Consider the following 26025-nt stretch of genomic DNA (forward strand, 5'->3'; position numbering starts at 1 on the left):
TTTTTATTTAATTATAAACTCAAAGCGATGGTTGTTTTACTCGCTTTTGTCGAAATGCCAATAAATTTCATCGTTTCGAATGTCGTCTGATGCCCAAGGTATTTTTGAATAATTGAAATTGAAATGCCGGACTGATAAGCATGGTATGCAAACGTCTTCCTTAATGTTGTTAGACCAATATGTAGCATACCTAATTCATCTGCCGCAGCATGAATAATACGGTATGCTTGTTGTCTAGAAAGCCCTTTTAATGTACGATTCGATTGAAACAATAATTCATCATCCTTCAATTGTGCTTGTGCAATAAATTGTGATAATTCATGTCGTAATGTTTCAGGTAATTTTATATAAATACTCGGCGCATGGTCTTCTAACCAATACATCTTTATATCATCATGTTCTCCTTTAACATCTACTACACATAGGTTTAATAACTCCGATAACTTAACCCCCGTATGTATAGCAAACTTAAACAATAAATAATCTCTTTTAGACTTACGGCTTAACACTTCATACATCGCCTTTATTTCTTTAATATCCCTAATTGGATCCACTTGATTCATACATTCACCTCTGACCATCTTAAATGTTTCTTATTTAATGATATATGATATTTAAGTAACATGAAAGTGTTTAAGAATATTTTTTTAAACTTTTTTGACCATTTTGCCTTTTTATTTCGATATATATAATGAAAGGAGGTTACAATATGAATCAAATCAATCAACTTGCTGTTACATTGTCACGTGTATTGTACGATAAAGATGGAAAAGCATCCCTTTTCAAACGCCACTTTGCTAATCTAAATACAGAAGCAACGCCTGAGCAATTAAAGAGCTTTAAATCTATTATCGAACAAATCACAGGGGAACGTTTTGAAACACTAGAAGTTATCAAAACCGAAACGATTAATTAAATATTAAGGAGGACGCATTGCAATGGCACAAACACTCGAACTTATTTTCAACGATGCCGTAAACAAGTCTATAAAAATTCAATTGCCCAAAATTGAGCATTTTCTCAATGATACTGCTGTAAAAGAAGGTATGAACAAATTAATCGCACTAGATATCTTCAGACCTAAAGCCGGTATTCCTACAAAGGTGCATTCAGCCCAAATTATAGATAAATCAACCAAAGTCATCTTCGAAACACTTACAAAATAAATGTCACTATTGCTTATATGATATATGTAGAAACTGTTGGCAAAGACGCGCGACTTTGTCGACAGTTTTTCAAAATGACATAATTTATTGAAGCACATGTTTAACCCTCAATATTCAACTGCATTAATTCCTGGATATTCACGCCAAATTTTTGTTACTCATTATATTTATCTCGATAATAATAAAAAACCAAACGTCATTTGCGTTTGGTTTTTGTATTCTGTGGCTTAAAATACACTATTTTAATATCCTTGATATAATATATAAATTATTTTATTACTCTATTTAATCATTCAATATCACTAATTTTCAGCGGTCTCAATCTGACTCTATCACCAAAAAATATCTTCTTTTTACCTAATTTTTTACATAATGCGTATTGGTCATAAACTTCGATAATCTGCGCCAAATTTTTATAAGATCTTCTTGGATTTAATATTTCAATAAATTGATTATTTTGTATACCTTCGTCATTACCTGCTCCTACAAAAAAAGTTTCCTCATCTAAAAGACGAATTATGGAAAGTTGCTTCAATATATTCAGTCACTCACTTCTTAATAACATTCTTATTATTTAATAATATTTATTTTTCTAAGTTGTGTATATTCAATATTCATTATAATAGTTAACCTTTTTATTTCCGAAAAGATTCACCTTATATATCTTATTACACTTTGTGTATTGTGTACATCATTATTTATTACAACTACAAAACCTTTTTCCTCAAATTAATACATATGATTATTTTATACTTTACTATATAATGATATAGACAAACTTTTCAGAAAGAGTGATTTAATGTTTCTCTTATATATAGTAGGCATTATTGCAGGTATGGTCGTTCCTTTTCAGACTTCTATTAATTCTAGATTAAGTCTTTATACACGATCTTCCTTCTACGCATCCACAATATCATTTGCAACAGGTACAATTTTTTTAATTTTACTTAACATTATTATCAATCCTCATGTTTTCTCACCGCATTTTTATGATAATCAATCTTTTAGTTATATATGGTTTTTAGGTGGTCTACTAGGGGTTATTTTTCTCACTGGCAATTTAGTGCTGTTACCTCGTTTAGGCGCTTCTTTAACTGTCGTAATGACAGTAGCAGGGCAAATCATCATGGGCGTCACAATAGACACATTGGGTTGGTTTGGTGCAGAACAAGAAACTTTTACATTATTTAAAGTGTTCGGTATTCTCTTTTTAATCATAGGAATTGTCTTAATGAACTATGTTCGCAGTAATAAAAGAGCTACACAGACACATTCGAAAATCTATATTTGGATTATAGTTGGTTTTATTTTTGGGTTTTGTCCACCAATCCAAACGGCTACAAATAGTGCATTAGGACAACAAATACACTCTTCAGTAATGGCAGCTCTGATATCATTTACTGTGGGTACAATAGCATTATTTGTCTTAACACTCATCTTTAACCGTAGCCTTAAGCTGAGTTCGTATGATACGAAACCAGGTAAAATTAAGCCCCTTTATTTTATTGGTGGCATCTTAGGCGTTATTTTTGTCACTACGAATATTATTTTGATGCCTCACCTGGGCGCAGCGCTCACTACAATTATCGTTATGCTAGGTCAAATGCTGATGGGCATCATTATTGATCACTTTGGTTTACTTGGCACTCATGTCAATAAAGTTACCCTTCGAAAAGTTAGTGGCATTATAGCAATTATGATTGGTATTATTTTATTAAGATTATTTTAAAATTGTAGCAGCGAGTCATTTACTTTCAATATATAGTAAATGACTCGCTTTTTTTATCCTCACAAATATGATTTGGATGTATAATATAATCACCATTATTACTAGAGGTGACATCCATGAAAAAAGTGATTATGATATGTGTGATCATAACAATAATTACAACTATAATCATTTTCTGCAGTATCTATTTTAAAACACAACTTTCCTCCACAAATCCTTCTATTGAAACAATTAAAATAACGTATAACAAGCCTTTCATGTTCGTTGGCAAAAAAGTGCCCGCGAAAATTACTTCCATTGTATATGACAAAAACAAAGGCTATATTAATGATTGGTTTGTAAAATCCAATGATAAAATTAAAAAAAACCAAGTTCTTTTTGAATATTATAACCCATCGATTGAACAGCAAATAACCTCTAAACAAAAACAACTATTCTATTTAAAACAAAATAAAGGTTCCCACTTAAACTTCCTTAAACAAGAAATGCTAAAGTTGCAAGCAGATATTGAGCAATTACAAAACCAACTTCGTACAAAAGTATACGCTCCCGAAACAGGTACCATCTATATGAATAATCATTCCCCTTCTCAAAATGAAGATATCATCCTTCATATTTATAATTCCAAAATGCTCATAAAAGCAGCAGTTCCTGAATCAATAATCGAATCATTACATTTAAAAGATAAAGTGACGATACGCCATTCAACACAAAAGACTTTTTCTGGTGAAATATGCTATATTGCAAAATTACCGATTAATTTTCAAAAAAACCTTAAATATTCTCGCTATTTAGTAGAAATTATTTCCCAAAACAATCTCCCGATTGGGAAGCATGTCAAAATTGAAGTTCCAAATCATATGATTGAATTACCAAAATCCACAATATATCACGGACAATTTGTTTTTATACGAAAAAATAATAAATTTATTAAACGGGTTATTAAAACTAAAAATATGGGTAATAAAGAACATGTAACAATCGTTGACGGATTAAAACCCGGAGATGTAGTTGTTAAAAATGCTGATATCATGCGCTCTAAAAATTAGATGTGCACATCATAATTAGTAAGCGCTTTAATTTTTTTAATATTCTTGTTTGATTTTTATCTAATGACAAGGAATTGAAATGTAGTAGAATAAAATTATTTTCTTTGATTGGTCTGTAAATAATTGTATTAAATACAGAAATCATTATTGTAACGCTTAAACACTTTTTTGTTTACTTTCTATTTTTATTTAGTTATAATAAACTAAATAAAAGAGGCTTTAATAAATTTTATTCAAATATAATTGAGTCATAAATTATGAAGAATCTTTGTATTCAACTTTGAATTAAGACAAATAATTATACAAAAATATTTTTAATATGTATACTAAATTGGGAATTGAAATAGGGAGGAATTAAGATGGCTATCACAAAAATCAATGATTGCTTTGAATTATTAGCTATGGTCACATATGCTGACAAATTAAAAGGTATTATTAAAAAGGAATTTTCTGTAAGTTTCGAGGAATTCGCAGTATTAACATATATTAGCGAACACGAAAATGAAGAATATTATTTAAAAGATATCATTAACCATTTAAACTACAAACAACCCCAAGTGGTTAAAGCTGTTAAAAACTTGTCACAAGAAGATTACTTCGATAAGAAACGTAACGAACACGATGAAAGAACTGTTTTAATTTTAGTTAATACTAAACAACGTAAAAAAATCAATGAGTTATTGTCACGTGTTAATCAACGCATTAAAGATGCTAATGACGATAAAGAAGTTTAAAAAGGCTTAAAGGTACTAACCCATGCATACAAACTACCCACCACTTACAATAGTTGGTGGGTTTTTATTGTGCCTTAATTCCAATATAATAATAAATAACATTTCGCCTCAATATTTTATAAAGCTTAATTTAATTCAAACGCTAATTTTCAACATATTTTATAATACTCAAAAAGTAATATTTATGCAAACAGGAGCAATTACTAAATGATAGTAATTGCTCCTGTTCATAATCAAACTATTATTTTTTCCTTGAATTCCAAAGTTATTTTTATTTAATTATTAGTTTTAATTTTGATATTCCAAAGCATTTACAAATTCAAGATAAACCTCCATAAAATGCTCAGTTTCTTCTACATGTGGTGCATGGCCTGAATGATTAAATTCAAATATTTTTAATGAGGTAAATGCATCATAATATTGTTGAAAACTTTCTTTAGAGCATAACGGATCATAGTGACCATAGACAACTAAAGTAGGAACGTTCACATGCTGAATTACATTATCTTTATCATACTCCGGAAAATTCATCAAAGCTCTTGTTGCAATAGCACTATCTTCAGACGACTGGCGACTATATATCAATTGGTTTTGAAACCACTTTTTAGCAATATCTTGTTTTTTGTACAAATAAGGAAATAAAATAATGAGCGCTTCAGATTTATCAAAGCCTTCAATTTCATCTTGATGTTCAATCATCAACTTATTTAATCCATGCACACTATTATCTAAGTTAGAAGCAATGAGTGTGAGTGATCTTACGCTTGTTTCATATAGATCAGTAAAGTGCTTTGCAATTACCCCTCCCATATCGTATCCAATTAAATGTGCTGGTTCAATGCTCAATTTATCCATCAATATCTTCAAATCTGAGACATGATCTTGCAAATGAAAAGAATTGGGTTTTGATGATTTACCATGACCTCTTACGTCATAAATAATAACTTCAAAATTGGTTTTTAATTTATTTTTTAAGTCATATAAAGAAGCCATGTTTCCGTCAAGCCCGTGAATTAATATAATAGGAATACCTTGACCCTCGCGGATGTATGCAATCTTGTTGCCGAAACTCGTTTCAATTTTTTTCATCATGGGTCACCTCCCTTTACAAAAGTAATATACCCTTATTTTAAGTTTATTACGCTACAATTCATTATTCTTCTATATTTGATTTACTACAAATCCCTTTATGTTATCCTACATAAAAAGCATCCACCAACAAGATAACCGAAACAATCGTTATCTTATTGATGGATGCTTTTTCATATATATATTCACGCTTACTTTAATTTCTTGATGATATACGTATCGTATAGTAAATAATCACAATGAGTAATAATACCCATATAACTATGGATCCGATTTGGGCAATGCTTGAATTCTTTATCATAGCATCTATTGTTTTTTGACATAATAATAATCCAATGCCAGTAAATTCTAACCTTCTAAAATAAATCCCTGAAATACTAAATATAATTCCTACAAAAAATACAAATTGATGTGCGTATATGGTTACTGCTACGATACCTAAATTCAAATCAAATGCATGAACAATAACGAGCACAAACGCAGCACCTGCCACAATCAAACCAATAATCCTCTCAAATTTATTACTGTACAAATAGTTTTTCCAATCAATCCGCAAGTAAATAAATATTGAAATTGGTAAAATCACCAAACAATAGAATATTGATAATCCTGAAGCAGCTTGAAATGATACATAATGTTTATCATATAAATAGGACAATAATATAAAATTCACAATAAAAAATACAATAGGGTTGAGCTGCAATGTAAATAAATTGCGTTGTATGGTCAAAATAATTTCTGCTGGCGACTTACTTCTATACTCAATATAATCCTTGTCTTGAGCTTCCGATTTATGAAAATCTTTTTTCAATTTTTCCTTAATATCATCTATTAAATTCGGTGAAAGACCTTTATGAGTGAAGTAATCATTAATATTTTCTACTAATACTTTGTCATTAACTCTCATGGTAGGCTCCTTAAAAAATATTATTAAAAATTTATCCAGTAAATAATAATATTTACCTTTTTATTGATAAATGTTGTATTTGTTTACTGCAATTTAATTTATAATCTCATACTTTTTCATAATTTGAAAATAAAATAACCGACAAGTATTAAATTCACACTTGCCGGTTATGTTATTCACTTTATGTGTTTCCAGTGATGTTTATTTACTAATATCTATGCGATATAGTTTAATATCTTTATCACTTGGTGATGCTGAACTAAATTGATATGACACATCATCATCTTGAATATAACCAAAATTACCTGTCACATTATTATAATGTTCACGTGTAATAGCATTGTGGCTTACATGCTCAGTTACCTCATTGTAAGATGGGCCATCTGTATCATTATAGCTCATAGAAACACGTGTAATCTTACCTTCGTTCTTCTTACCGTCCGTAGTTACGACTAGCACGCCATCATCTTGTTTAAACTCATAGTAATGCTCTTTACCATCAGGTCTATGTGAATAAATAGGTTTGCTATTATTTTTCAATACACTTTGAATGGATGATCCTAATTTAGCGCCTTCTAAAGTTGTGTCACCTTGTTGAAGTTGATCAACACTTTGGATAGAGTTACCTGAAGCTGCTGAAGCACTTCCTGCATTAACTCCAGAAAATGCCAAACCTGTGACTAAAACTGCTGCTACTAATTTTTTCATAGCACTCTCTCCTTCTATTAATTATGCGTTACTTTTTCCTTATTCATATTGTACTATAAATATTACTTAATTAACAGTGAGGTTACAGAAATATTACAAAACTTTCGTCACTGTAATAAGAAAGCAATTTAAAGAGGTATATTTACTATTATTGTCTTAATGTCTATTCATATTACCTTATTCAATTAATTTGTTACCGTCGTTTCATGTTCCTTAATAAAATCTTTACTAAGTTCAATAAATCTAGATTTTTCTTCTACAAACGGATAAAGACCTGATTCTTTAAAAACTTCAAATTTAACATTGCCAATATAATCACCAAACTCTTTAGCTTCAACAACACTAGTCCGCTCTCCATGTTGACCAACAATAATTAATGTTGGTAAATTGACTTTCCCTAAATAATAAGAAATATTATTATCATTAAATGACTGTTTTACAGCCGATAATTCATTTTTTGTCGCGATGCCATTTGTGTTATCTAACTGCTTCAAAAATTTCTTAACCTTTCGTTTTGAATAATATAAATGATTATCAAGAAATTTTTGTTGGTTCTCTTCATCCCAATTCCTTATTTTGTTAGCATATTTACGATATAATCTTTCAGCTGGATTCATGTCATTTAACATTGTTGGATTAACTAATGTTAAGGATGTAGCAAGTGTTGGAAATTCTGCTGCAATTGAAACTGCTATAGAAGCGCCCATCTCATGACCTATAAATGCACATTTTTCAATATACAAATAATCTAATAAAGCTTTAACATCTTCTGCATATGTTTTAAAATGTATATTATTTGGTTTATCAGAATAACCGTGCCCTCTCAAATCAATAAGTACAACTTGATGATTTGTATTAAATTTCTTTTCAATCTCATTAAAAACAGTTAAATTATCAAACGCAGTGTGAATCATAACAATGGCATTGCCTTCACCACTCGTTCTATAGTTTAATGTTATGCCATCATTTGTGGTAAATAATTCCATACTGTCAGCTTCCTTTCTTCGCAATTGGTAATATCGATAATAGTTCTTCCATCGTTGTAATAGTAAAATCCACCTCTTCTGGTAAAGGTTCTACTTCAACATCATCATCTTCTTTAAACCACACACTAATCATCCCCATTGCTCTCGCTGGGGCCACATCATTGAGCGCGTCATCGCCAACATACATCGTTTCTTCGGGCTTGGTACCCAATTGAGATAACATATCCTCAAAAATCTTTGGATGCGGTTTACGAAATCCAACTGTTTCAGACGTAGTAAGATAGTTAATAGCATCTTCAACCCCTAAAGCATGTAAGCGATATTGCTTAATTTTTGATTTACCATTCGCAATTACCCCAGTCAAATATCCATATGTCGATAACTTTTCAAGTGTATATAAAGTATCATAATAAGGAAACACATAACGATAAAAATGCATTTCAAAATCATTGAACAAGTCCTTCCATGTTAATCGATCAACATGGAAATCTTTTATGATTGCTTTATATAATTCTGGTTTATCATGATCCTCATCATCATCTAATTCTATAAATTTTTTCCTAAAATCTGCAAGTTGAATACGCACTAAATAATCATGAAATCTTTCATATTGTTCTTCTATAAATTTATCTCTAGATTTTTTACGATCTAATAGTGTACCTTCTAAATCGAATACAACTGCTTTTACTTGAGTTAAGTCCATATTCATAACCTCTTTATTTCAAACGTTTATTTTCTTTTTTATAAATACTACAATTTATATTCCATGATGGCTTTTAAATGAGTTGTGTTATTCATATATACGGGGTTGTGAAATCATTATATAAAATAAAACAGGAATACCCAATAAAGCCAGTATAATACTTGCTGGCACTTGGAATGGATCTAAGATAATACTTCCTAACCAATCTGAAAGCACCATAATTGTACCACCAATTATCATATTAAGTATCATTTGTTGTCCCAAATCATAATTTTGGCTGTGCCTTTTTACAAGTTGTGGTATTACCATACCTACAAAGCCAATAACGCCTACATATGCGACAATAACAGCAGTTAAGATAGATGCAATAAGCAAAACCCCATAAGTAACACTTTGAACATTTAACCCTAATGATTTGGCACGTAAATGTCCAAGTTGTAATAATTTGATTTTTGAAATCATACCGAATAAAATCAACCCACCTATAACTAACACAACGCCGATATAAATAACTTCATTATATTCTGCAGAAGAGAATCCACCAAACATATAATTCACGATATTATTCAACTTATTTTGATTAAATATTATGAGTACATATAACAATGCATTAAATAATGCGCCTATCATTATCCCTGATAGTATTAATGTACGTACTGGATAACCTCTCGACATTGCTGTAGTTAAAGCAATAACTAAAATAAGCGTAGTAATACTGAATATAACAGAAAACAGCGGTAACCAAAAAAATGATAAACCAAGTACTACTGCTAAACCTGAGCCAAATGTAGAACCGCTTGCTAATCCTAAAGTAAAACTATCTGCCAATGGATTATTTAACAATGTCTGAAACATATGCCCAGCAAGCGTTAAACCTACACCAGCTAATAACGCTTCTAACGTTCTTGGAATTCTGACCTGAAAGAGGATGGTTTTTGATAATAAACCATTTAAGTCACCAATACCCCATAATAAACTTAATAATATACTTATAATAAGTACACTTATCCAAATGATTAATGTCTTATAGTACCTCATTTTTTTGCCACGCTTTCAGTAGTATCTTTCAATTATTACAATACCATCTGTTCAAAATTAAAACTATAGTATTTTAAATTATGGACAACAATATCTACTAAGATGGTATGTGCTTTTTAAATACTCAAGGAACCTAGCACCTAAAAAGTGGAAAAGCACACAATTAATTACTAACCCAATGTTATCAAAAAGACAAAATGAAATCCCTTAAATTATGGAGTTAACTTTATTCTTTTATTGCTATAACTAGATCATAAAATAAATAACAAACAATCAACTTATGCTCTAATCATTTGTTATTCTGTGTTTACATATGTAAGTAGCTTAGCGATTAATATGCTAATAAAGTAAATGATAATTGTATAAATAACAATTAATTTAACAGGCGTTTCTGGCTTGAATTAACTTACTGCCTGTTCATTAAAATTCAATAGATATAAAGAAAATATGATGGATCTTATCATCGAAACAATGTTTAACATTACGACGATTGCTCATTTATACTGCCCGATTGATAGACTATTCAGTGTGATAAGCATTACCCCAAATCCAATATAATCAATTATTGTAAATGATAGGTAATTGGTAAAAATACCTAAAATGTGAAAGCTATTATATATGCACCTAGTATGAAGTTCTTCATGATGAATATCCTTTTAACAACGTAACTATTGTAATATTTAGTGATATATTTTAATTTGGAGTTATTTTTATGATAGTATCAATACAACCAAAACTTTACTCATTCTTTTTATATAATAAATATAATGAATATTTGTAGTGAATAATTACCATTATTAAAATTACTGATTATAAAAGTCATTTCAAAATTAAGGAGACCTTATTATGAAACCAAGAATAACAGTTATCACTATAGGCGTAGATGATTTAGAAGGCGCAGTATCATTTTATAAAGATGGTTTGGGATTACCTACAGAAGGTATTATAGGTCAAGAATTTGAACATGGCGCTGTCGCCTTTTTTACATTAAATTCAGGACTAATGTTTTCAGTATTTGAACGTAAAAACATTGCTCATGATGCTCAATTAAGCCAAGGCGCCGCTAGTCCAACAGAATTTACACTAGGGCATAATGTTCAACATAAAGAGGAAGTAGATCAGGTCATTGAAGAAGCAAGAAACGCTGGCGCTACTATCATAACTGAACCTCACAAAGCTTTTTGGGGTGGTTATTCAGGGTATTTTCAAGACCCAGACGGTCATCTATGGGAAGTAGTATGGAACCCCGATTTAGAAATTAAAGAATAAATCTGCATTATGATTTCTAAATACAAACCACCCTATCCTTTGAAATAGAATAGCCAACCCATTTTATTTGGGTTGGCTATTCATTTTATATACCTTTATTTGATTTTTAAAAGAACTACGTTGAAGTATTAAGGTATGTTACGAAATATTTTTCACTTGCAGTTTAAATACCAGATTGAACTAAAAAAATGAAGTTGCCATTCATGTTAATTATTTTTATAAATAGCATCTCTCAGAGCTTTTAAACCATCGTCTATACGTGGGCCTGGTCTAGAAATTTCGTCACCATTTACCGCTTCTATGTTAGATTGCTTCACAGCGTTTATATCTTTAAATCCACCACGTTGAGATAACTCTTTTTTATAATCTTCTTTAGATATTCCCATAGTAGATATCATGATATCTGGATTTTTCTTAATAATTGCTTCCTTACTCACTTTTTGCCATCCTTCTAAATTAGAAAAGGTATTTTGGGTTTTCAGTTGCTTTAACATATCATCAAAAAAAGTATGTTTGCCAGCAGTATATATTTCTGGCTGTGAGGAAATTTCCATAAATACTTTCTGGGATTTACTATTTTTAGGAATTGATGCTTTTACTTTTTCTATATTATTTTTTGTTTCTTTTACAAGCGCTTTCGCAGCTTTTTCTTTACCTGTTATTGTACCAATTTGATTGAATGTGTCATACATTTCATTAATAGATTGCGCATCTTTTACGTAAACTACTTTTACACCACTTTTTTTCAATGCCTTTAATACTTCACCACTTGTCGCTTTTTGTGACTCATGTGCTAATATTAAATCTGGTTTTGTCTTCAACAAAGTTTCTTTATTTAATTTCATCGCGTCAAATTGTTTTTTGTCTTTTACCTCTTTTGGATAGTCATCCACAGTTGATACTCCAACCACTTTATTTCCTAAACCTAATTCATACAGTATTTCTGTATTACTAGGCATCAATGATATGATTCTATGATAAGAAGGGGTATCCGACTTTTCAGTTTTATGGTTAGCTTGATCTTGCCCTGTCCCACAAGCCGCTAACAATAACACTAAAATGGTAGAAAGATAGAGTATTTTGTATATTTTTTTCATGTTATTGTCTCCTCATTGTCTTTTACATCTATCATATCAAATTCTCAGTGCTTATCTACTATGTTATTTCAAAATAATAATCTAAAAATGTGTATTTCTTTTTATCTTTACCATTAAAATAATTTTTCCCAAAGTTATCTAATAATGCATGAAATTCATTCGCATCTTCATTTGTAAAATTTTCCGGTAACATAATATGTTTTTTTAATTTTTCGTAGTTCTCAGTATGCTTATAACCGAGTTTTTTATAAATTCTACGTGTATAGCTATCGGGAATAAAGGTTACACCACCAAATATATATACGATAAGTACATCAGCCGTTTCACTCCCAATACCTTTAATGGTTAATAAAGTTGCTCTTAAATCATTTTTATATTTTTCGGCTATTGCTTGATAGTCAAAATTAAATTGCTGCAACCAGCGTAATAGTGAGCGGATGGTTTGGGCTTTATTTTTATAAAAGCCACTAGATTTTATCAATGTTTGAAGTTCTTCTACTTCTAACGTTAAAATGTTTTGCGCTTGTAATTGCGTCTTCTTTTTTAATGTTTGAATGGCGTAATCCGCGTTTCTCCAGTTTGTGTTCTGTACCAATATCGCTCCCAAAATAATTTCTATTTTAGATTCTGCTGGCCACCAACCTTGGGGTCCCATGTGCTCATATAACTTGCGATATAAGGTGTAGGTATCTAGCATAATTTAACTCAACTCCTATTCACTTAAAATAAATAGCATTCTAATTATTATAGTATAAAAGAAAAAAAGAGCTGCAATGATTGGTTAACACGGTTTGGGGTTTGCATCCAACAGTGTTACAAATCTATCACGAGCTCTATTAAACATTCAATTTAAACTGCTTTATTATTTACATAGCTTCTGGTGCATTGACACCTACTAAATGTAATGCATTGCGTAAAGTAATTTTAACTGCATCAATTAAAGCAATTAACGCTTTTGTCTTCTCAACATCATCTGTTAATACTTTTTCAGCATTATAGAATCTGTGGAAATGTGCAGCCAAATCTTGAATATAATTTGTAATTCTGTGTGGCGCTCTATGCTCTGCTGCGCTTTCGATTGTCTTTTCAAATTCCGCAACTTTTTTTAATAAATCAATGGCTTTATCATTGGTAATAAGCGCATAATCTGCATCAGTTGAAGGTGTAATCCCTCTTTCTTTTGCTTGATTTAAAATAGAACAAATACGCGCATGCCCATATTGTGCATAGTACACTGGATTGTCTTGAGATTCTTGCTTAGCAAGTTCCATATCAAAATCAAAGTGCGTATCTGGACTGCGCATAGTTAAGAAATAACGTGCTGCATCTACGCCCACTTCGTCCATGATTTCACGTAAAGTAATCGCGTTCCCTGTACGTTTACTCATCTTAACTTCTTCGCCATCTTTCATTAAACGCACCATTTGCATGATTTGTATTTCAAGACGATCACTATCAACACCAAATGTTTCCATTGAAGCTTTCAAACGATTTATATAACCATGATGATCTGCACCAAATAAGTTAATCAAAATGTCATTACCACGTTGTATCTTGTCAAAATGATAAGCAATGTCTGGTAAGAAGTAAGTGTAATTACCATCTTTTTTAATTAGCACTCTATCTTTGTCATCGTTAAAATCTGTAGTACGTAACCATGTCGCACCATCTTGTTCATATGTGTAACCAAGTTCAGCCATTTTATCTAAAACTACTTGAATTTCACCTTTTTCGTATAATGAAGTTTCGCTAAACCAATTATCATAATGTGTATTAAAATCAGACAAATCTGTTCTTAATTTGCCCATTTCATAATCAACGCCAAGTTGTCTAAACGTTTTTATGCGTTCGTCTTCAGAAAGGTCTTTTAATTCAGGTTGTTTAGTAGCTAAATCTTTACCAATATTAATAATGTCTTTACCATGATAACCATCTTCTGGCATTTTATAAGCCGTCTCGCCTAGTGCTTCAAAATAACGTGCCTCAATAGAACGTGCTAATTTAGTAATTTGATTACCTGCATCATTAATATAATACTCTCTTGTTACATGATAACCTGCCGCTTCTAAAATGTTCGCTAACGTATCACCTACAGCTGCATTACGTGCATGGCCAATATGTAAATCACCTGTTGGATTTGCTGACACATATTCTAATAAGACATTTTGACCATTAGCTTCTTCTACATGTCCAAATTTTTCATCTTTTTCAATTGCTTCAGATATAATAGCTGTTAAATACGTATTATCTAAATAAAAATTAATAAATCCAGGACCAGCAATATCTATTTTTTCTACTTTTGCTTTAGATGTATCCAAGTTATCTACAATTGCTTGAGCAATTTCACGAGGATTACGTTTTGCTATTTTAGTTAAGACCATTGCAATATTTGTTGAATAGTCTCCGTTTTTATTATCCTTTGGAATTTCTATTTTTATTTCTGGCACTTCACTTACATCCACAAGTTGTGCCTGCTGAATACTTTTATAAATTTCTTCGATTAATGTCTGTTTCACCTGGTCAATTATATTCATTTACGGTGTCTCCTTATAAGTTATTTCATATTGATAAGAACCCATCTTCTCTTCATCTTGAATTAAATCATAATGTACTTTTAATTTTCCGCCATCACCTGTTACAAAGTGCAAAATGGAATGTGTACGTACGGTTAATGGTATACGACCACCACTAATTTCATATAAAGTAATGGTATCTTCACCTTCTACAAAATGAAGATTCATTTTTATTTCTCCATTGCGAATAATTTTCACGCCGGTCGCTTCGATTTTAACTGTAACATTTACAGTTGCTGCTTCGATTTGTTCCTGATAACGTATAAACTCTGCTTTACGTTTTTGCCAAGACCCTTGTGTATTTAATGAAAATTTTTCTTTATGATCTTTTTGTTTTACCACTTGTTTTGTATGGATTTCAACATTGTTTTCCAATGTACGTTTCACCCTAATCTTTAAAATAATACACATCATTATAGCATACTTGAAATGTGCATTACAGTTGCTAAAATAATTTTAACACCATGGCTTTAATGTTTACAGCTTTCTTTTCATTCTAGTCTGTGCGCATGGCTACTATAAAATAAAAAGAAACCAAACTACTTATTGTTTAGCACTTGGTTTCTTCAGTGATACTTATTTACTTTCCAATACTTTGTGCAATGCTTCGTCCGAATTGTTCCACATATTTATATCATGTGTTTTCAAGAAATCTCTTAAAACTTCCTTGTTGGCTTCACCTATATGGTCAATGTCTATTTGATGTTTCATCGATTTATCCATCATATTTACGTGTTCAGGCATACTTTTATACCCTCTACGAATACTTTTATTTACCAATAAATAGCATCCCGTTACCCCAGCATAGTAAGGACCATTTTCTCCTCTTTCAGTAGTAACCCAACAAAGCCAGTATGCTTTTGCGCCTTCACCTTCTACTACGTCTTTTTCTTTGATCCATTTCACGCCTTTTTCAACGCTAGCACGCGCATGCATTCCACCAATATCTATAAAAGCTTCCTTATTCTCAACATCAATAAATACGGGAGCTACATTATCTAAACTAATTGAACCAATATTCGTACCTTTATGTCCATCTAGCGGATCATTTTTTACTATATTAAACTTAAATCCTTTATTTTCAGCCACTAGAAAGCACCTCCTGTAATTTCAAACTCTTTAGCTTACGTCAACTATACTCATAAATACACTTTAAGTTGTCACTTTAAAACTATGATTTATTCGTCATACAGTTAATTGTATTTTACAACTTTTATACTATAAAACTCAAATCACTAGATTATCCGCAGGACTGTGTTTCGCAATTGTTATTAATTTAATTCGTTTAATATACTAATGATCGCATTACGCACATGATCATCTTCTATTTCAGTAATAAGTTCTTTCGGATAATACAGTTTATAATCTTCTCTATTTATTCCTGTAATACTAGAAATCACAAGTGATTGGCTACTAATTTCTCTAATCTTGCCATTGCGTCTCAATAAATGGATTGGCTGTCTGTTTGAACCTGGACGATCATAATCATAAGGTAAATCAGTAAATGATTCACTTACAAAGTAATAATTAGGATCTATCCCTGCTTGTATGAATAAGTCATTCAATTCAGTGATTGTTATGATAGAACCATCAAATGGCATGTGTTTAAATAAATCACGGTTGATAAAACGACGTGCTAAATCGCTTAATATTTCATCTTCTTCATTAACCCATGCTTTTAAGTAATATAATACAACAACTTCATCCAAATCAACGTATTGTTCAATTGTCATTGTTCCTTCAAAGAACGGGATAAAGTCGTTAGGTTGCATTTTAAATATATAACCTTCATCGTATAGTTGTTTAGCGCGTTTCAAGCAACTATTGAGTAGCACCTCCCCACCCCTGCTTACAGGATGGAAATAGATTTGCCAATACATTTGATAGCGACTCATAATAAAGTTCTCTACCGCATGCATACCACTTTCTTTAATTAGCACTTCATCTTTAGAAGGACGCATTAATCTTAAAATACGTTCCATATCAAATTGACCGTAAGAGACGCCTGTAAAATAAGCATCTCGTTGCAAATAATCCATTCTGTCTGCATCAATTTGTGACGAGATCATAGAAATGACTAACTTATTATCGTGTGTTTTATTAATAACTTCTGCTACTTGTTCCGGAAAATCATCAGAAACACGACGCAGCACCTCGTTTACTTCTGTCTCTCCAGTAATGATAGCTTGTGTAAATGCCTCATGGTCAGTATTAAATATCTTTTCAAAACTATGTGAAAAAGGCCCATGTCCTAAATCATGTAAGAGTGCGGCACATAGCGCTAATGGTCTATCTTCATTATTCCAAGCTTCTCTCCCATCAAAGGAGTCATCAATCAATCTACGCACAATTTCATATACTCCTAGAGAATGGCCAAATCGACTATGCTCTGCTGTATGAAACGATAAATATAAAGTACCCAATTGTTTAATGCGTCTTAACCGTTGAAATTCCTTTGTCTTGATTAAATCCCAAATGACTTGGTCTTTAACATGAATATATCTATGAATTGGATCTTTAAATACTTTTTCTTCAGGTAACTTCTGTGTAGCATAACTTGTAAATGTCAATTTAGTCCTCCTAGTTCACCACTATACTTGGCATATCATTTTAACGATTTACGCATCAATGCTAAGTCCATAGCTTCACCATACATTATATGCGTATATGAACGCACTTTTTCGAAACCTTTTTGTTCATAGAATGATACAGCATCGTCGTTTTTATTATCGACTTCTAAATAAATATCGTCATATTCATTTTTAAAGTAACTCAATCCTTCACTTAATAGGTTTGAGCCATAACCATTATGTTTCCATGAGGGTCTAACGTAATGCGCAGACAAATATAACTCAGTCCCATTTATAAAGTTGGCAAATCCTATGATTTCATCATCTTCTTCAACAACTAAAAACAATTGATCTTCTAATCGTTTCAACAGATGTTGCTCATTATATGAAGCAGCTAACAATTCATTTACTGTCTTAGCTGCATAGATGTTTAAATATGTGTTATACCAAGCTTTCGTTGCTACATCTCTGATGCCAACAACATCTTCTGGCGTTGCTTTTCTAACTTTATGCATGATGCTCTCCCCTTATTTACGATAGGTAATAATAGCTATATTATATCATAATTCTAGTATTCAAAATACTTTATCTGATTAGATAAAAAAAGTTTGAGCAATAAAAATCATCGCTCAAACTTCCATCCATATATTTATTTATTACTTAATGTTTGTTGCCATTCTTCTGCTCTTTTCAGTGCATAAATGTCTTTTTCAATGTCACCTGGTTTTTCAGCAGTTCCAATAATATAGCCAGATAAACTTGCCCCTAAAAACTCCAAACTATATTTAACCTGTGTAATACAGGGTTTTGCTTTTACTTTAGGACAATCGCCACCAACAATAATCAATCTGAAATCTTTTTTAGACATTTGTGCTTTGAAATCTTTATATTTAGGATCCATTAATGTTTCAGACCAATGATCAATGAATGCCTTCATAGAGGCAGATAAACTATACCAATAAATTGGAGAAGCGATAATGACAGTATCACTTGCTAACACTTTATCAATAATCATTTTATAGTCATCTTCATAAGCTTCTATAAGCGTATTATCATGCCTTACATCTCTAACCGGATTCAATTGATATTCTGTTAAATCTATCCATTCGTAGTCGTATCCTTCTATGGCCATCTTAGTTAAATGAGCAGTATTCCCATCTGGTCGACTGCCCCCAAATAAAACTGTGATCATATTAATCTCCTTCTACTACCTTTTTAATGATATACCTATCCAAAATTCAAAAAATTATATTTTTATCACTCTACTTAACTTAATTAATAATCCTACACTAAAAGAGAAGATTATTAAATAGTAGATTAAAAATACATTCACAATTTAAATTATTTATTACGAATATCGATATACATTTGTATATAATATATAAAAAGTAGACAAACGCACTTGGGTTCATCTACTTCTTGCGACTATTTTACTGGAAATATTTGTTCGATTTTCTCTATTTCTTCATCTGTTAACTTAACATCCAGTGTTGTTAAATTATCAACAACTTGATCAGGACGTTTAGCCCCAGGAATTACTACATCTAAAGAAGGTCTAGTTAAATAAAATGCCAATACAATATGTGCCACATCTACTTTATGATTATCTGCAATATCTCTAAGTTGTTCTACTTTTTCTAGATTTTCTTTAAATTTTTCACCTTGGAACTCAGGGTTTTCAGCTCGCAAATCATTAAATGTACTATGCTCTGTATATTTACCAGCTAAAATTCCTGATACTAATGGGAAATATGGAATAAATGTAATTTGATTTTCTTCAGCATATTTAAAAATATGTTCATTTTCACGATTCAATAAGTTATATTCCATTTGTACCACGTCTACATAACCATCTTTATTCGCTTCTTTTAATTGGTCTAAATTAAAATTCGAAACACCAATCGCTTTAATCTTGCCTTCATCTTTAAGTGCCTTAAGTGCCGCCACTGCTTCATTTTTAGGTGTAGATTCATCAGGGAAATGTATATAATACAAATCAATATAATCTAGTTGAAGACGTTTTAGACTTTGCTCAACTTGTTCTTTTAAAAACTCAGGATCATTTGATAAATGTACATTGCCGTCTTCATCAAAATAGTGTGCACCTTTTGTAGCAATAGCATATTCATCTCTTGAAAATTCTTTCACTGTTTCTCCTACTAATTCTTCAGAACGCTCTGGACCATATATAAAAGCAGTATCCAATAATGTAATACCATTTCTAACCGCCGTACGAACAGTTTCTTTACCTTGTTCTTCATCTAAATCATTATATAAATTATGTCCACCTACTGCATTTGTACCTAGCGCAATTGGTGATACATATACATCTGATTTTCCTAGTTGTACTTTTTTAGTCATTATCTCAGCTCCCTGTAAAAATTGTTGATTTAAAATTATCTCGATTAAACATATAGCGCTTGAATCACTCTTTTAAGCAAACTTCACTTTTATGTTTACCCCATTCGAACCATTTTAATAGTCCTTTATCATAATATTTTTATATAAGAACATTATAATTTCTCACTAAACAAATAATCTATATAAAATTTAGCATTATTTTACTAATATGATAAATATATTGCCTATAAAACGGCTTTTTTTAATTATTTATGGTAATTTTATAAAAAATCACATTGTTAAATTGCTTTTATCCATTTATCAATGCAATAAGTCTATAAAGAATCTAATATAGTACTCGCTCACTGCTCTTATTGCAAAGCTTTCTATAACACTCAGTTTATAACAATGTGATAACTCCCATAAACATTGGACGATGAATTGTCTATAGTATCAAATCATCTCATTTAAATAATTGTGCATTTAAAAAATACACCTCTGTTTTTAAACAGCAGTGTACTTTTATCTTAAATAAGCTACTTATACAAGCGCCTCTTTTTGTATTTAGTTCGTATTTTTTCGGCGTGCTAACTTCTCTTTGAGCTTTTTATCTTGCTCTTCTTTACGACGCTTGCGTTCTTCATTGCGTTGTCTTAAACGTTCTTCTTCTTCTGGATCTCTTGGTTTCTGTAGTTGCTTGACTACTTTATCCATAAGTTCTTCTTCTGTCAGTGCAGCTAGCGGCCGATTGTTCACAAACGCAAATGTTTTTCGTCTACCAGGGCCACAATAAGACTGACAACCAATTTCAATTTCTGCTTCAGGATCTAGCTTTGTTAATTTTTTTTCCAACGATTTACAATTAACGCCCTGACAATCATCACAAATCAAAAATTTATTTTGCAACTACGTCTCCACCTTTCTAAATAGAATACTAATTTAAGTTGCACAACGTTAAGTTTCTGTTTTAATAGTATAGATATATATCGATATATTTAATGTATTGTGAGCCTTATACTTAGCAATTTCAACTCTACTTATTTTACTCTTTTCAATAAAAATTTCAAGTTTTAAATTAAGCATGTCGTATAATCATACACCTATCAAAGTTCACATGTCGTATATTAATAAATTTAAAAAGCAAACTATAGCATGCGCATTGCTCATACTATAATTTGCTTAAATCATATTATTATTTTATGTCCACCATAGTTCTGGTGAAGCCTGTTCTATATTCACTGCTTTTAAATTACTCACAGCTTTATTAAATCCTTCTTCTATCGACATGATAGGATCTTCATGTTCTATACTCACTACATAATCATAACCATTAATTCTAAGTGCACTAATCATTTCCCCCCACACTTGTGGACTATGACCGTAACCTACCGTGCGGAATGTCCAAGCTCGAGTCTGTACATTACCATAGGGTTGCATGTCTGTTAAACCATACATATTCACATTTTCTTGATCAATATATGTGTCTTTGGCATGAAAATGATGAATGGCATTTTCACGTCCTAATATTTTTATAGCAGCCACCGGATCAATACCTTGCCACCATAAGTGACTCGGATCCAAGTTAGCACCAATAGCATCATTCGTTGCTTGTCTCAATTTCAACAAAGTATAAGGTGTATGTACTAAAAAACCCGCATGAAGCTCAATACCAATCTTCACGTTGTGTGCTTTAGCATAATCTGCTGCTTTTTTCCAATACGGTATTAACTTTTCTTCCCATTGCCATTCTAAAATATCAGAATAAGCTGTAGGCCATGGTGTGACTGGCCAATTCGGCAGTTTAGCTGTTTCATCTGATCCTGCTACTCCAGAAAATGTATTAACTACTGGAACCTTCAGTAAAGAAGCTAATTTAATCGTTCTAAATAACGTATCATGGTCACGCTGTGCATCTGCTAAATTAGGTGCTATCGGGTTATTGTGACAACTCAACGCGCTAATACTTAATCCCCTTTGTTGAATCGTTTCTAAAAATTTACTGCGTTTACTTTCATCTGATAATAATTCCTCTAATGGACAGAAGTGATTTCCTGGATTGCCACCTGTACCAACTTCAATCATATCAACCCCAGCATGCGCAACATAATCTAACATTTCCTCAAAATTTTTATCTTGAAATAAAACTGAAAACACACCTATTTTCATATACAACGCCCCTTTATTTTAATCATATTACAAGCGAATACTATGACCTAATTCATCACTTTTATATATTGCATCTATTAGAACATTTATTCTTTGTGCTTGCATTGGTTGTACTACTAAGGATGCTTGCCCAAGACAACTTTTCACAAAATTAAGTGCTTGTCTTTGTGCAGCAATATCCTCATCATGTTCAGCAGTTGCTTGTTCTGTAAAAAATGCACCGAATCGCGGCTGATAAATTTCAAAAGGATATAGACTGACCCCGCCATCCACACCAGAAATACTCAATTGTTTTGTATCTTCTTTGATATTGGCCGACCATGAACATTCAAACTGCATGGAAGATTGATCTTCAAAAGTAATAAAACTTGTGACATGATCATCAACATCAAACAATTCATTATCGAACGCCCCCCAGTCGTTAATCTGGTTAGGTATCTTACTGAGTCTATTGTAGGTCTTACCCATTACTTCTACTGGTTCAACATCACCTAACAACCACATTGATAAATCTAATAAATGACAGCCATAGTCTATCAAACTGCCACCGCCTTGTAAGGATTTATTCGTAAAAACGCCCCATCCTGGTACTTTTCTTCTTCGTAACGCTTGCACCCGCGTTACCAATGCCTCGCCAACCACTTTATCATCTATAGCTTTTTTGGCAGTAATAGCCGCATCTGTAAAACGATAATGATATCCTATTGCAAGCAGTTTTCCAGCGCGTGTTGATGCTTCTATCATTTGTTCGCACTCTAACTGATTCATGGCCATAGGTTTTTCACAAAATACATGTACGCCTGCATTTAATGCTGCAATACTTATTTCTGCATGAAACTTATTTGGTGTACAAATAGCCACAGCATCCACGTATTCAAATAACATTTCATAACGTTCAAACGTGTGCTCAATGTGAAAATCTTGCGCAGTTTTTTGCGCCAATGTTGAGTTGATATCTTGAACTGCAACAATTTCAACTAAATGACTCAAATTTTGAAAAGCTGGTATATGTCTCTGGCATGCGATGCCACCACAACCAATAATGCCTACTTTCAACTTATCCATAGTATCAAACCTCCCCAACCTATTTCTCATCTATTTTTTCTAATGGTTGAGCATTTCCATATTGGTGTTTCGGCGTTTGATTATTACACGCCCACTTCACGCCATTTTTAATAATTTGTTGTATTTGTTTATTATAGTATGTCGGATAACTTTCATGACCTGGTCTAAAGTAAAATATTTTGCCATTCCCTCTCTTGAATGTCACACCACTTCGAAATACTTCTCCACCTTCAAACCAGCTAATGAGCACCGTCTCATCAGGAACAGGTATGTCAAAATGTTCACCATACATCTCTTCTTGCTCTAATTCAATATAACTATCTAACCCTTCAACAATAGGGTGTGTAGGATCAACTACCCATAACCGCTCTTTTTCATCTGCTTCTCGCCATTTCAAATCACACGTTGTTCCCATTAATGATTTAAAGATTTTAGAAAAATGAGCGGAATGTAAAACTACAAGACCCATGCCATCTAATACGCGTGCTTTTACTCTTTCTACAACTGATTCATCTACTTCTTCATGTGCTTTATGTCCCCACCAAATTAAAACATCTGTTTGCTCTAGTAATTGTTCAGTTAACCCATGTTCTATTTCATCTAAAGTTGCTGTTTCCACATGATGTGTTTCTTTTAAAAAAGAAGCAAGCGCGTGATGAATACCTTCAGGATAAACTTTTTTTACTTCAACATTTTCTCTTTCATGACGATATTCATTCCATATTGTAATATTCATATATTTTCTCCTTCCTTTTATGCATTATCATTAAGATAAACTGCTTTTCCAGTTTGCGCTGATTCATAAATAGCTTCTAATATCTGTGTTACTACAAAGGCCTCTTGTGGTTTAACGACAGGTTCCGTATCGTGAATGATGCTTTGAATCCATGAACGGGCTTCTTCTTCAGCTTCATCAATCTTTTCACTATCGTAGAAATCCACTCCTGCATTATCGACTTCAATTTTCGAAGTATATAATGTTCCTAAATTTTCACCGTGAATGCGTAAGCCATCTTTCATATCCGCACCACCATCTGTTCCAGACAAGGAGCATTTCGCTTCATCTACATCTAAGGAATTTAACGCCCAACTCGCCTCTAATATAATGGTTGCACCATTTTTCATCTTAATAAATCCAAATGCTGAATCTTCAACAGTAAAATGTTCAGGGTCCCATGGTCCCCATGCATTTGCAGCATTTTCTTTTTTTCCTAATTTATGGAAAGTCGAACCCATAACAGATTCTGCTTCATAATTATTCATCATCCATAACGTTAAATCTAAAGCATGCGTTCCAATATCTATTAATGGTCCACCACCTTGTTTTTCTTCATCTAAAAATACGCCCCATGTAGGAACAGCACGTCTACGAATTGCAAGTGCCTTACTATAGTAGATTTCCCCAAGCTCACCTTGCTGCGTCACTTCATGCAAATATTGACTATCAGCTCTAAATCTATTTTGATAACCTATAGTTAGTTTTCTATTATTACGTTTCGCAGCTTCAATCATACTTCTCGCTTCTTTGGATGTTTTAGCCATGGGTTTTTCACACATGACATGTTTTCCAGCGTCTAATGCTGCAACAGTTATGTCTTTGTGTGTATTATTAGGCGTACATACATGAATGACGTCAATAGCTTCATCCTGTAGTAAATCATTGTAATCTTCATGTATTCGTGCATTTTCTACACCATAATTTTCAGCTGCATCTTTTGCTTTGTTAATATCTATATCACAAAAAGCCACCATCGATACTTCTGTTACTTTTTTTAAACTTGGTAAATGCTTACCATTAGCAATACCGCCACAACCAATGATCCCTACGTTTAACTTCATAGTTTCATCCCCTTTTTTAATCACCATTTAAAGAAAACGCTTACAAAAAGTATTTTGTAAACTTTTTATATCTTTCATTCATAGTAAAATATAATGTTAAAAACACCAATAAGTTTGACGTATTTAGAAATGATATATTAAGATTAGAATGTATTTTCAAAATTCGGAAAATTTTCCAATGAATAGGTGGCCTCGTTTCACATGATACTGGATCAACTCATAAATAAACACTTTGAACATTTAACAGAAAATGATTTACATATTATCAATGTCATACACCAATACAATGATCAAATTTCAAATATGAAAATTCACGACTTAAGTTTAAAAACACATACCTCAATTTCTACAATCCACAGGTTAGTTAAAAAGCTTGGGTTTGAAGGATATAGTGACTTCAAATTTTACTTGAAAATGGAAAGTAATGTGCCACCTTCTCATCCAGTAGGTATCGATCCTATTATTGAAGATATTCAAAGAACAGTGGAACACCTCGAAATGTTCGATTACAAACCACTTAATCAATTAATAGAGGCAGCACCATTCATCTATATCTTTGGCACTGGCATGGCCCAACAAAATGTGGCACGTGAAGCACAGCGTCATATGTTGTCCATTTCTAAAAAATCTATTGTGCTTAATGATGAAACAGAATTTAAATTAGCTATCAATCAAATGAACGTCGATGATTTATTATTTATTATTTCTCTTTCAGGTGAAACTAAAAATTTAAAAGAACCTATACAATTAATTAAATCACGTGAATTTCGTTATGTGTCTATCACGACATTACACGATAATTATATTGCTAAAAATGCAGCTTTCAATATATATGTTAATAGTGCACCGATTCAATTTTTTAACAAAACTGAGTATTTTAGTTTTACACCTTATTATGTTGTTTTTGACTTTATCGCAAGATCCTACCATAACTATAAAATTTCTAAATTTTCTTCAACATAAAGTCTTATGTTGTTTTATATTGAAAAACATATTT

General features: G+C 31.8%; 29 protein-coding genes. 7 read left to right on the plus strand and 22 right to left on the minus strand.

From position 1 onward, the window contains the following. Positions 1–11: 11 nt before the first annotated feature. The gene (locus QMO72_RS11190; protein ID WP_103267679.1) at positions 12–563 is read right to left on the minus strand and encodes a tyrosine-type recombinase/integrase; all 552 of its coding nucleotides are present in this window, start codon (positions 561–563) and stop codon (positions 12–14) included. A 146-nt stretch (positions 564–709) separates the two neighbouring features. Between QMO72_RS11190 and sroA the strand changes: the two genes are divergently transcribed. Then, positions 710–916, plus strand: a complete 207-nt coding sequence (sroA, locus tag QMO72_RS11195) for a sigS mRNA-stabilizing protein SroA (RefSeq protein ID WP_103267680.1) — start codon at positions 710–712, stop codon at positions 914–916. A 22-nt stretch (positions 917–938) separates the two neighbouring features. Next, positions 939–1166: a DUF2922 domain-containing protein gene (locus QMO72_RS11200; RefSeq protein WP_069823494.1), complete on the plus strand. Its 228-nt coding sequence runs from the start codon at positions 939–941 to the stop codon at positions 1164–1166. Positions 1167–1455: 289 nt separating this feature from the next. Here QMO72_RS11200 and QMO72_RS11205 read toward each other — a convergent pair whose 3' ends face one another. Further along, positions 1456–1701, minus strand: a complete 246-nt coding sequence (locus QMO72_RS11205; RefSeq protein ID WP_103267681.1) for a hypothetical protein — start codon at positions 1699–1701, stop codon at positions 1456–1458. Between the two features lie 264 nt (positions 1702–1965). Here QMO72_RS11205 and QMO72_RS11210 point away from each other — a divergent pair, with 264 nt between their 5' ends. The 3 genes from QMO72_RS11210 to sarA all read left to right on the plus strand — a co-directional run bounded on the left by QMO72_RS11210 (position 1966) and on the right by sarA (position 4678). Continuing rightward, the gene (locus tag QMO72_RS11210) at positions 1966–2895 is read left to right on the plus strand and encodes a DMT family transporter (RefSeq protein WP_103267682.1); all 930 of its coding nucleotides are present in this window, start codon (positions 1966–1968) and stop codon (positions 2893–2895) included. Between the two features lie 116 nt (positions 2896–3011). Further along, positions 3012–3944 (plus strand): efflux RND transporter periplasmic adaptor subunit, encoded by a 933-nt coding sequence (locus tag QMO72_RS11215; protein WP_103267683.1) that lies wholly within the window; start codon positions 3012–3014, stop codon positions 3942–3944. 359 nt (positions 3945–4303) lie between these two features. Further along, positions 4304–4678 carry a global transcriptional regulator SarA gene (sarA, locus tag QMO72_RS11220; RefSeq protein ID WP_069823490.1) on the plus strand — a complete coding sequence of 125 codons (375 nt, stop codon included), beginning with the start codon at positions 4304–4306 and terminating at the stop codon, positions 4676–4678. A 288-nt stretch (positions 4679–4966) separates the two neighbouring features. Here the strand turns inward: sarA and QMO72_RS11225 are convergent, their stop codons facing one another. From QMO72_RS11225 to QMO72_RS11250, 6 genes are all read right to left on the minus strand, one after another. Beyond that, on the minus strand, positions 4967–5767 hold the full coding sequence (locus QMO72_RS11225) for an alpha/beta fold hydrolase (protein ID WP_103267799.1): 801 nt from the start codon (positions 5765–5767) through the stop codon (positions 4967–4969). Between the two features lie 196 nt (positions 5768–5963). Then, positions 5964–6674, minus strand: coding sequence for a hypothetical protein (locus QMO72_RS11230; protein WP_069823488.1), 711 nt, complete (start codon positions 6672–6674; stop codon positions 5964–5966). A 201-nt stretch (positions 6675–6875) separates the two neighbouring features. Next, positions 6876–7382 carry an SA0570 family protein gene (locus tag QMO72_RS11235; protein ID WP_103267796.1) on the minus strand — a complete coding sequence of 169 codons (507 nt, stop codon included), beginning with the start codon at positions 7380–7382 and terminating at the stop codon, positions 6876–6878. Between the two features lie 185 nt (positions 7383–7567). Next, positions 7568–8368, minus strand: coding sequence for an alpha/beta fold hydrolase (locus QMO72_RS11240; protein ID WP_069823486.1), 801 nt, complete (start codon positions 8366–8368; stop codon positions 7568–7570). 4 nt (positions 8369–8372) lie between these two features. Then, positions 8373–9071: an HAD family hydrolase gene (locus tag QMO72_RS11245; protein ID WP_103267797.1), complete on the minus strand. Its 699-nt coding sequence runs from the start codon at positions 9069–9071 to the stop codon at positions 8373–8375. An 87-nt stretch (positions 9072–9158) separates the two neighbouring features. Next, positions 9159–10109 (minus strand): FecCD family ABC transporter permease, encoded by a 951-nt coding sequence (locus QMO72_RS11250; RefSeq protein ID WP_103267798.1) that lies wholly within the window; start codon positions 10107–10109, stop codon positions 9159–9161. 846 nt (positions 10110–10955) lie between these two features. Here QMO72_RS11250 and QMO72_RS11255 point away from each other — a divergent pair. Beyond that, a complete protein-coding gene (locus QMO72_RS11255; protein WP_103266625.1) occupies positions 10956–11378 on the plus strand; it encodes a VOC family protein in 423 nt (140 codons plus the stop codon). Positions 11379–11584: 206 nt separating this feature from the next. Here QMO72_RS11255 and QMO72_RS11260 read toward each other — a convergent pair whose 3' ends face one another. From QMO72_RS11260 to QMO72_RS11325, 14 genes are all read right to left on the minus strand, one after another. Beyond that, the gene (locus QMO72_RS11260) at positions 11585–12475 is read right to left on the minus strand and encodes an ABC transporter substrate-binding protein (RefSeq protein WP_103266624.1); all 891 of its coding nucleotides are present in this window, start codon (positions 12473–12475) and stop codon (positions 11585–11587) included. 58 nt (positions 12476–12533) lie between these two features. Beyond that, positions 12534–13172 (minus strand): endonuclease III domain-containing protein, encoded by a 639-nt coding sequence (locus QMO72_RS11265; protein ID WP_103266623.1) that lies wholly within the window; start codon positions 13170–13172, stop codon positions 12534–12536. Between the two features lie 169 nt (positions 13173–13341). After that, positions 13342–15009: an arginine--tRNA ligase gene (argS, locus tag QMO72_RS11270; protein WP_103266621.1), complete on the minus strand. Its 1668-nt coding sequence runs from the start codon at positions 15007–15009 to the stop codon at positions 13342–13344. Beyond that, a complete protein-coding gene (locus QMO72_RS11275; RefSeq protein ID WP_103266619.1) occupies positions 15010–15423 on the minus strand; it encodes a YwiB family protein in 414 nt (137 codons plus the stop codon). Positions 15424–15624: 201 nt separating this feature from the next. After that, positions 15625–16137, minus strand: a complete 513-nt coding sequence (locus tag QMO72_RS11280) for a YwhD family protein (RefSeq protein ID WP_069823479.1) — start codon at positions 16135–16137, stop codon at positions 15625–15627. 182 nt (positions 16138–16319) lie between these two features. Then, positions 16320–17618, minus strand: a complete 1299-nt coding sequence (locus QMO72_RS11285) for an HD domain-containing protein (protein ID WP_046837060.1) — start codon at positions 17616–17618, stop codon at positions 16320–16322. 35 nt (positions 17619–17653) lie between these two features. After that, positions 17654–18133 carry a GNAT family N-acetyltransferase gene (locus tag QMO72_RS11290; RefSeq protein ID WP_103266617.1) on the minus strand — a complete coding sequence of 160 codons (480 nt, stop codon included), beginning with the start codon at positions 18131–18133 and terminating at the stop codon, positions 17654–17656. A gap of 134 nt (positions 18134–18267) precedes the next feature. Beyond that, complete coding sequence (locus QMO72_RS11295) at positions 18268–18810, minus strand: flavodoxin family protein (protein WP_069823477.1); 543 nt, start codon at positions 18808–18810, stop codon at positions 18268–18270. A 233-nt stretch (positions 18811–19043) separates the two neighbouring features. Continuing rightward, on the minus strand, positions 19044–19979 hold the full coding sequence (locus QMO72_RS11300) for an aldo/keto reductase (RefSeq protein ID WP_103266615.1): 936 nt from the start codon (positions 19977–19979) through the stop codon (positions 19044–19046). Positions 19980–20522: 543 nt separating this feature from the next. After that, on the minus strand, positions 20523–20864 hold the full coding sequence (locus QMO72_RS11305) for a YuzB family protein (protein ID WP_069823475.1): 342 nt from the start codon (positions 20862–20864) through the stop codon (positions 20523–20525). 291 nt (positions 20865–21155) lie between these two features. Continuing rightward, positions 21156–22124, minus strand: a complete 969-nt coding sequence (locus QMO72_RS11310; RefSeq protein WP_103266614.1) for a sugar phosphate isomerase/epimerase family protein — start codon at positions 22122–22124, stop codon at positions 21156–21158. Positions 22125–22151: 27 nt separating this feature from the next. Next, positions 22152–23189, minus strand: a complete 1038-nt coding sequence (locus QMO72_RS11315; protein WP_103266611.1) for a Gfo/Idh/MocA family protein — start codon at positions 23187–23189, stop codon at positions 22152–22154. Positions 23190–23208: 19 nt separating this feature from the next. Beyond that, on the minus strand, positions 23209–23925 hold the full coding sequence (locus QMO72_RS11320) for a ThuA domain-containing protein (protein WP_103266609.1): 717 nt from the start codon (positions 23923–23925) through the stop codon (positions 23209–23211). A 17-nt stretch (positions 23926–23942) separates the two neighbouring features. Further along, a complete protein-coding gene (locus tag QMO72_RS11325; protein ID WP_103266607.1) occupies positions 23943–25028 on the minus strand; it encodes a Gfo/Idh/MocA family protein in 1086 nt (361 codons plus the stop codon). Between the two features lie 201 nt (positions 25029–25229). Between QMO72_RS11325 and QMO72_RS11330 the strand changes: the two genes are divergently transcribed. Further along, positions 25230–25991: a MurR/RpiR family transcriptional regulator gene (locus QMO72_RS11330; protein ID WP_103266605.1), complete on the plus strand. Its 762-nt coding sequence runs from the start codon at positions 25230–25232 to the stop codon at positions 25989–25991. Positions 25992–26025 lie beyond the last annotated feature (34 nt).

Origin of the sequence: Staphylococcus casei (assembly GCF_030294405.1) — a bacterium.
GTDB classification, from domain to species: domain Bacteria; phylum Bacillota; class Bacilli; order Staphylococcales; family Staphylococcaceae; genus Staphylococcus; species Staphylococcus succinus.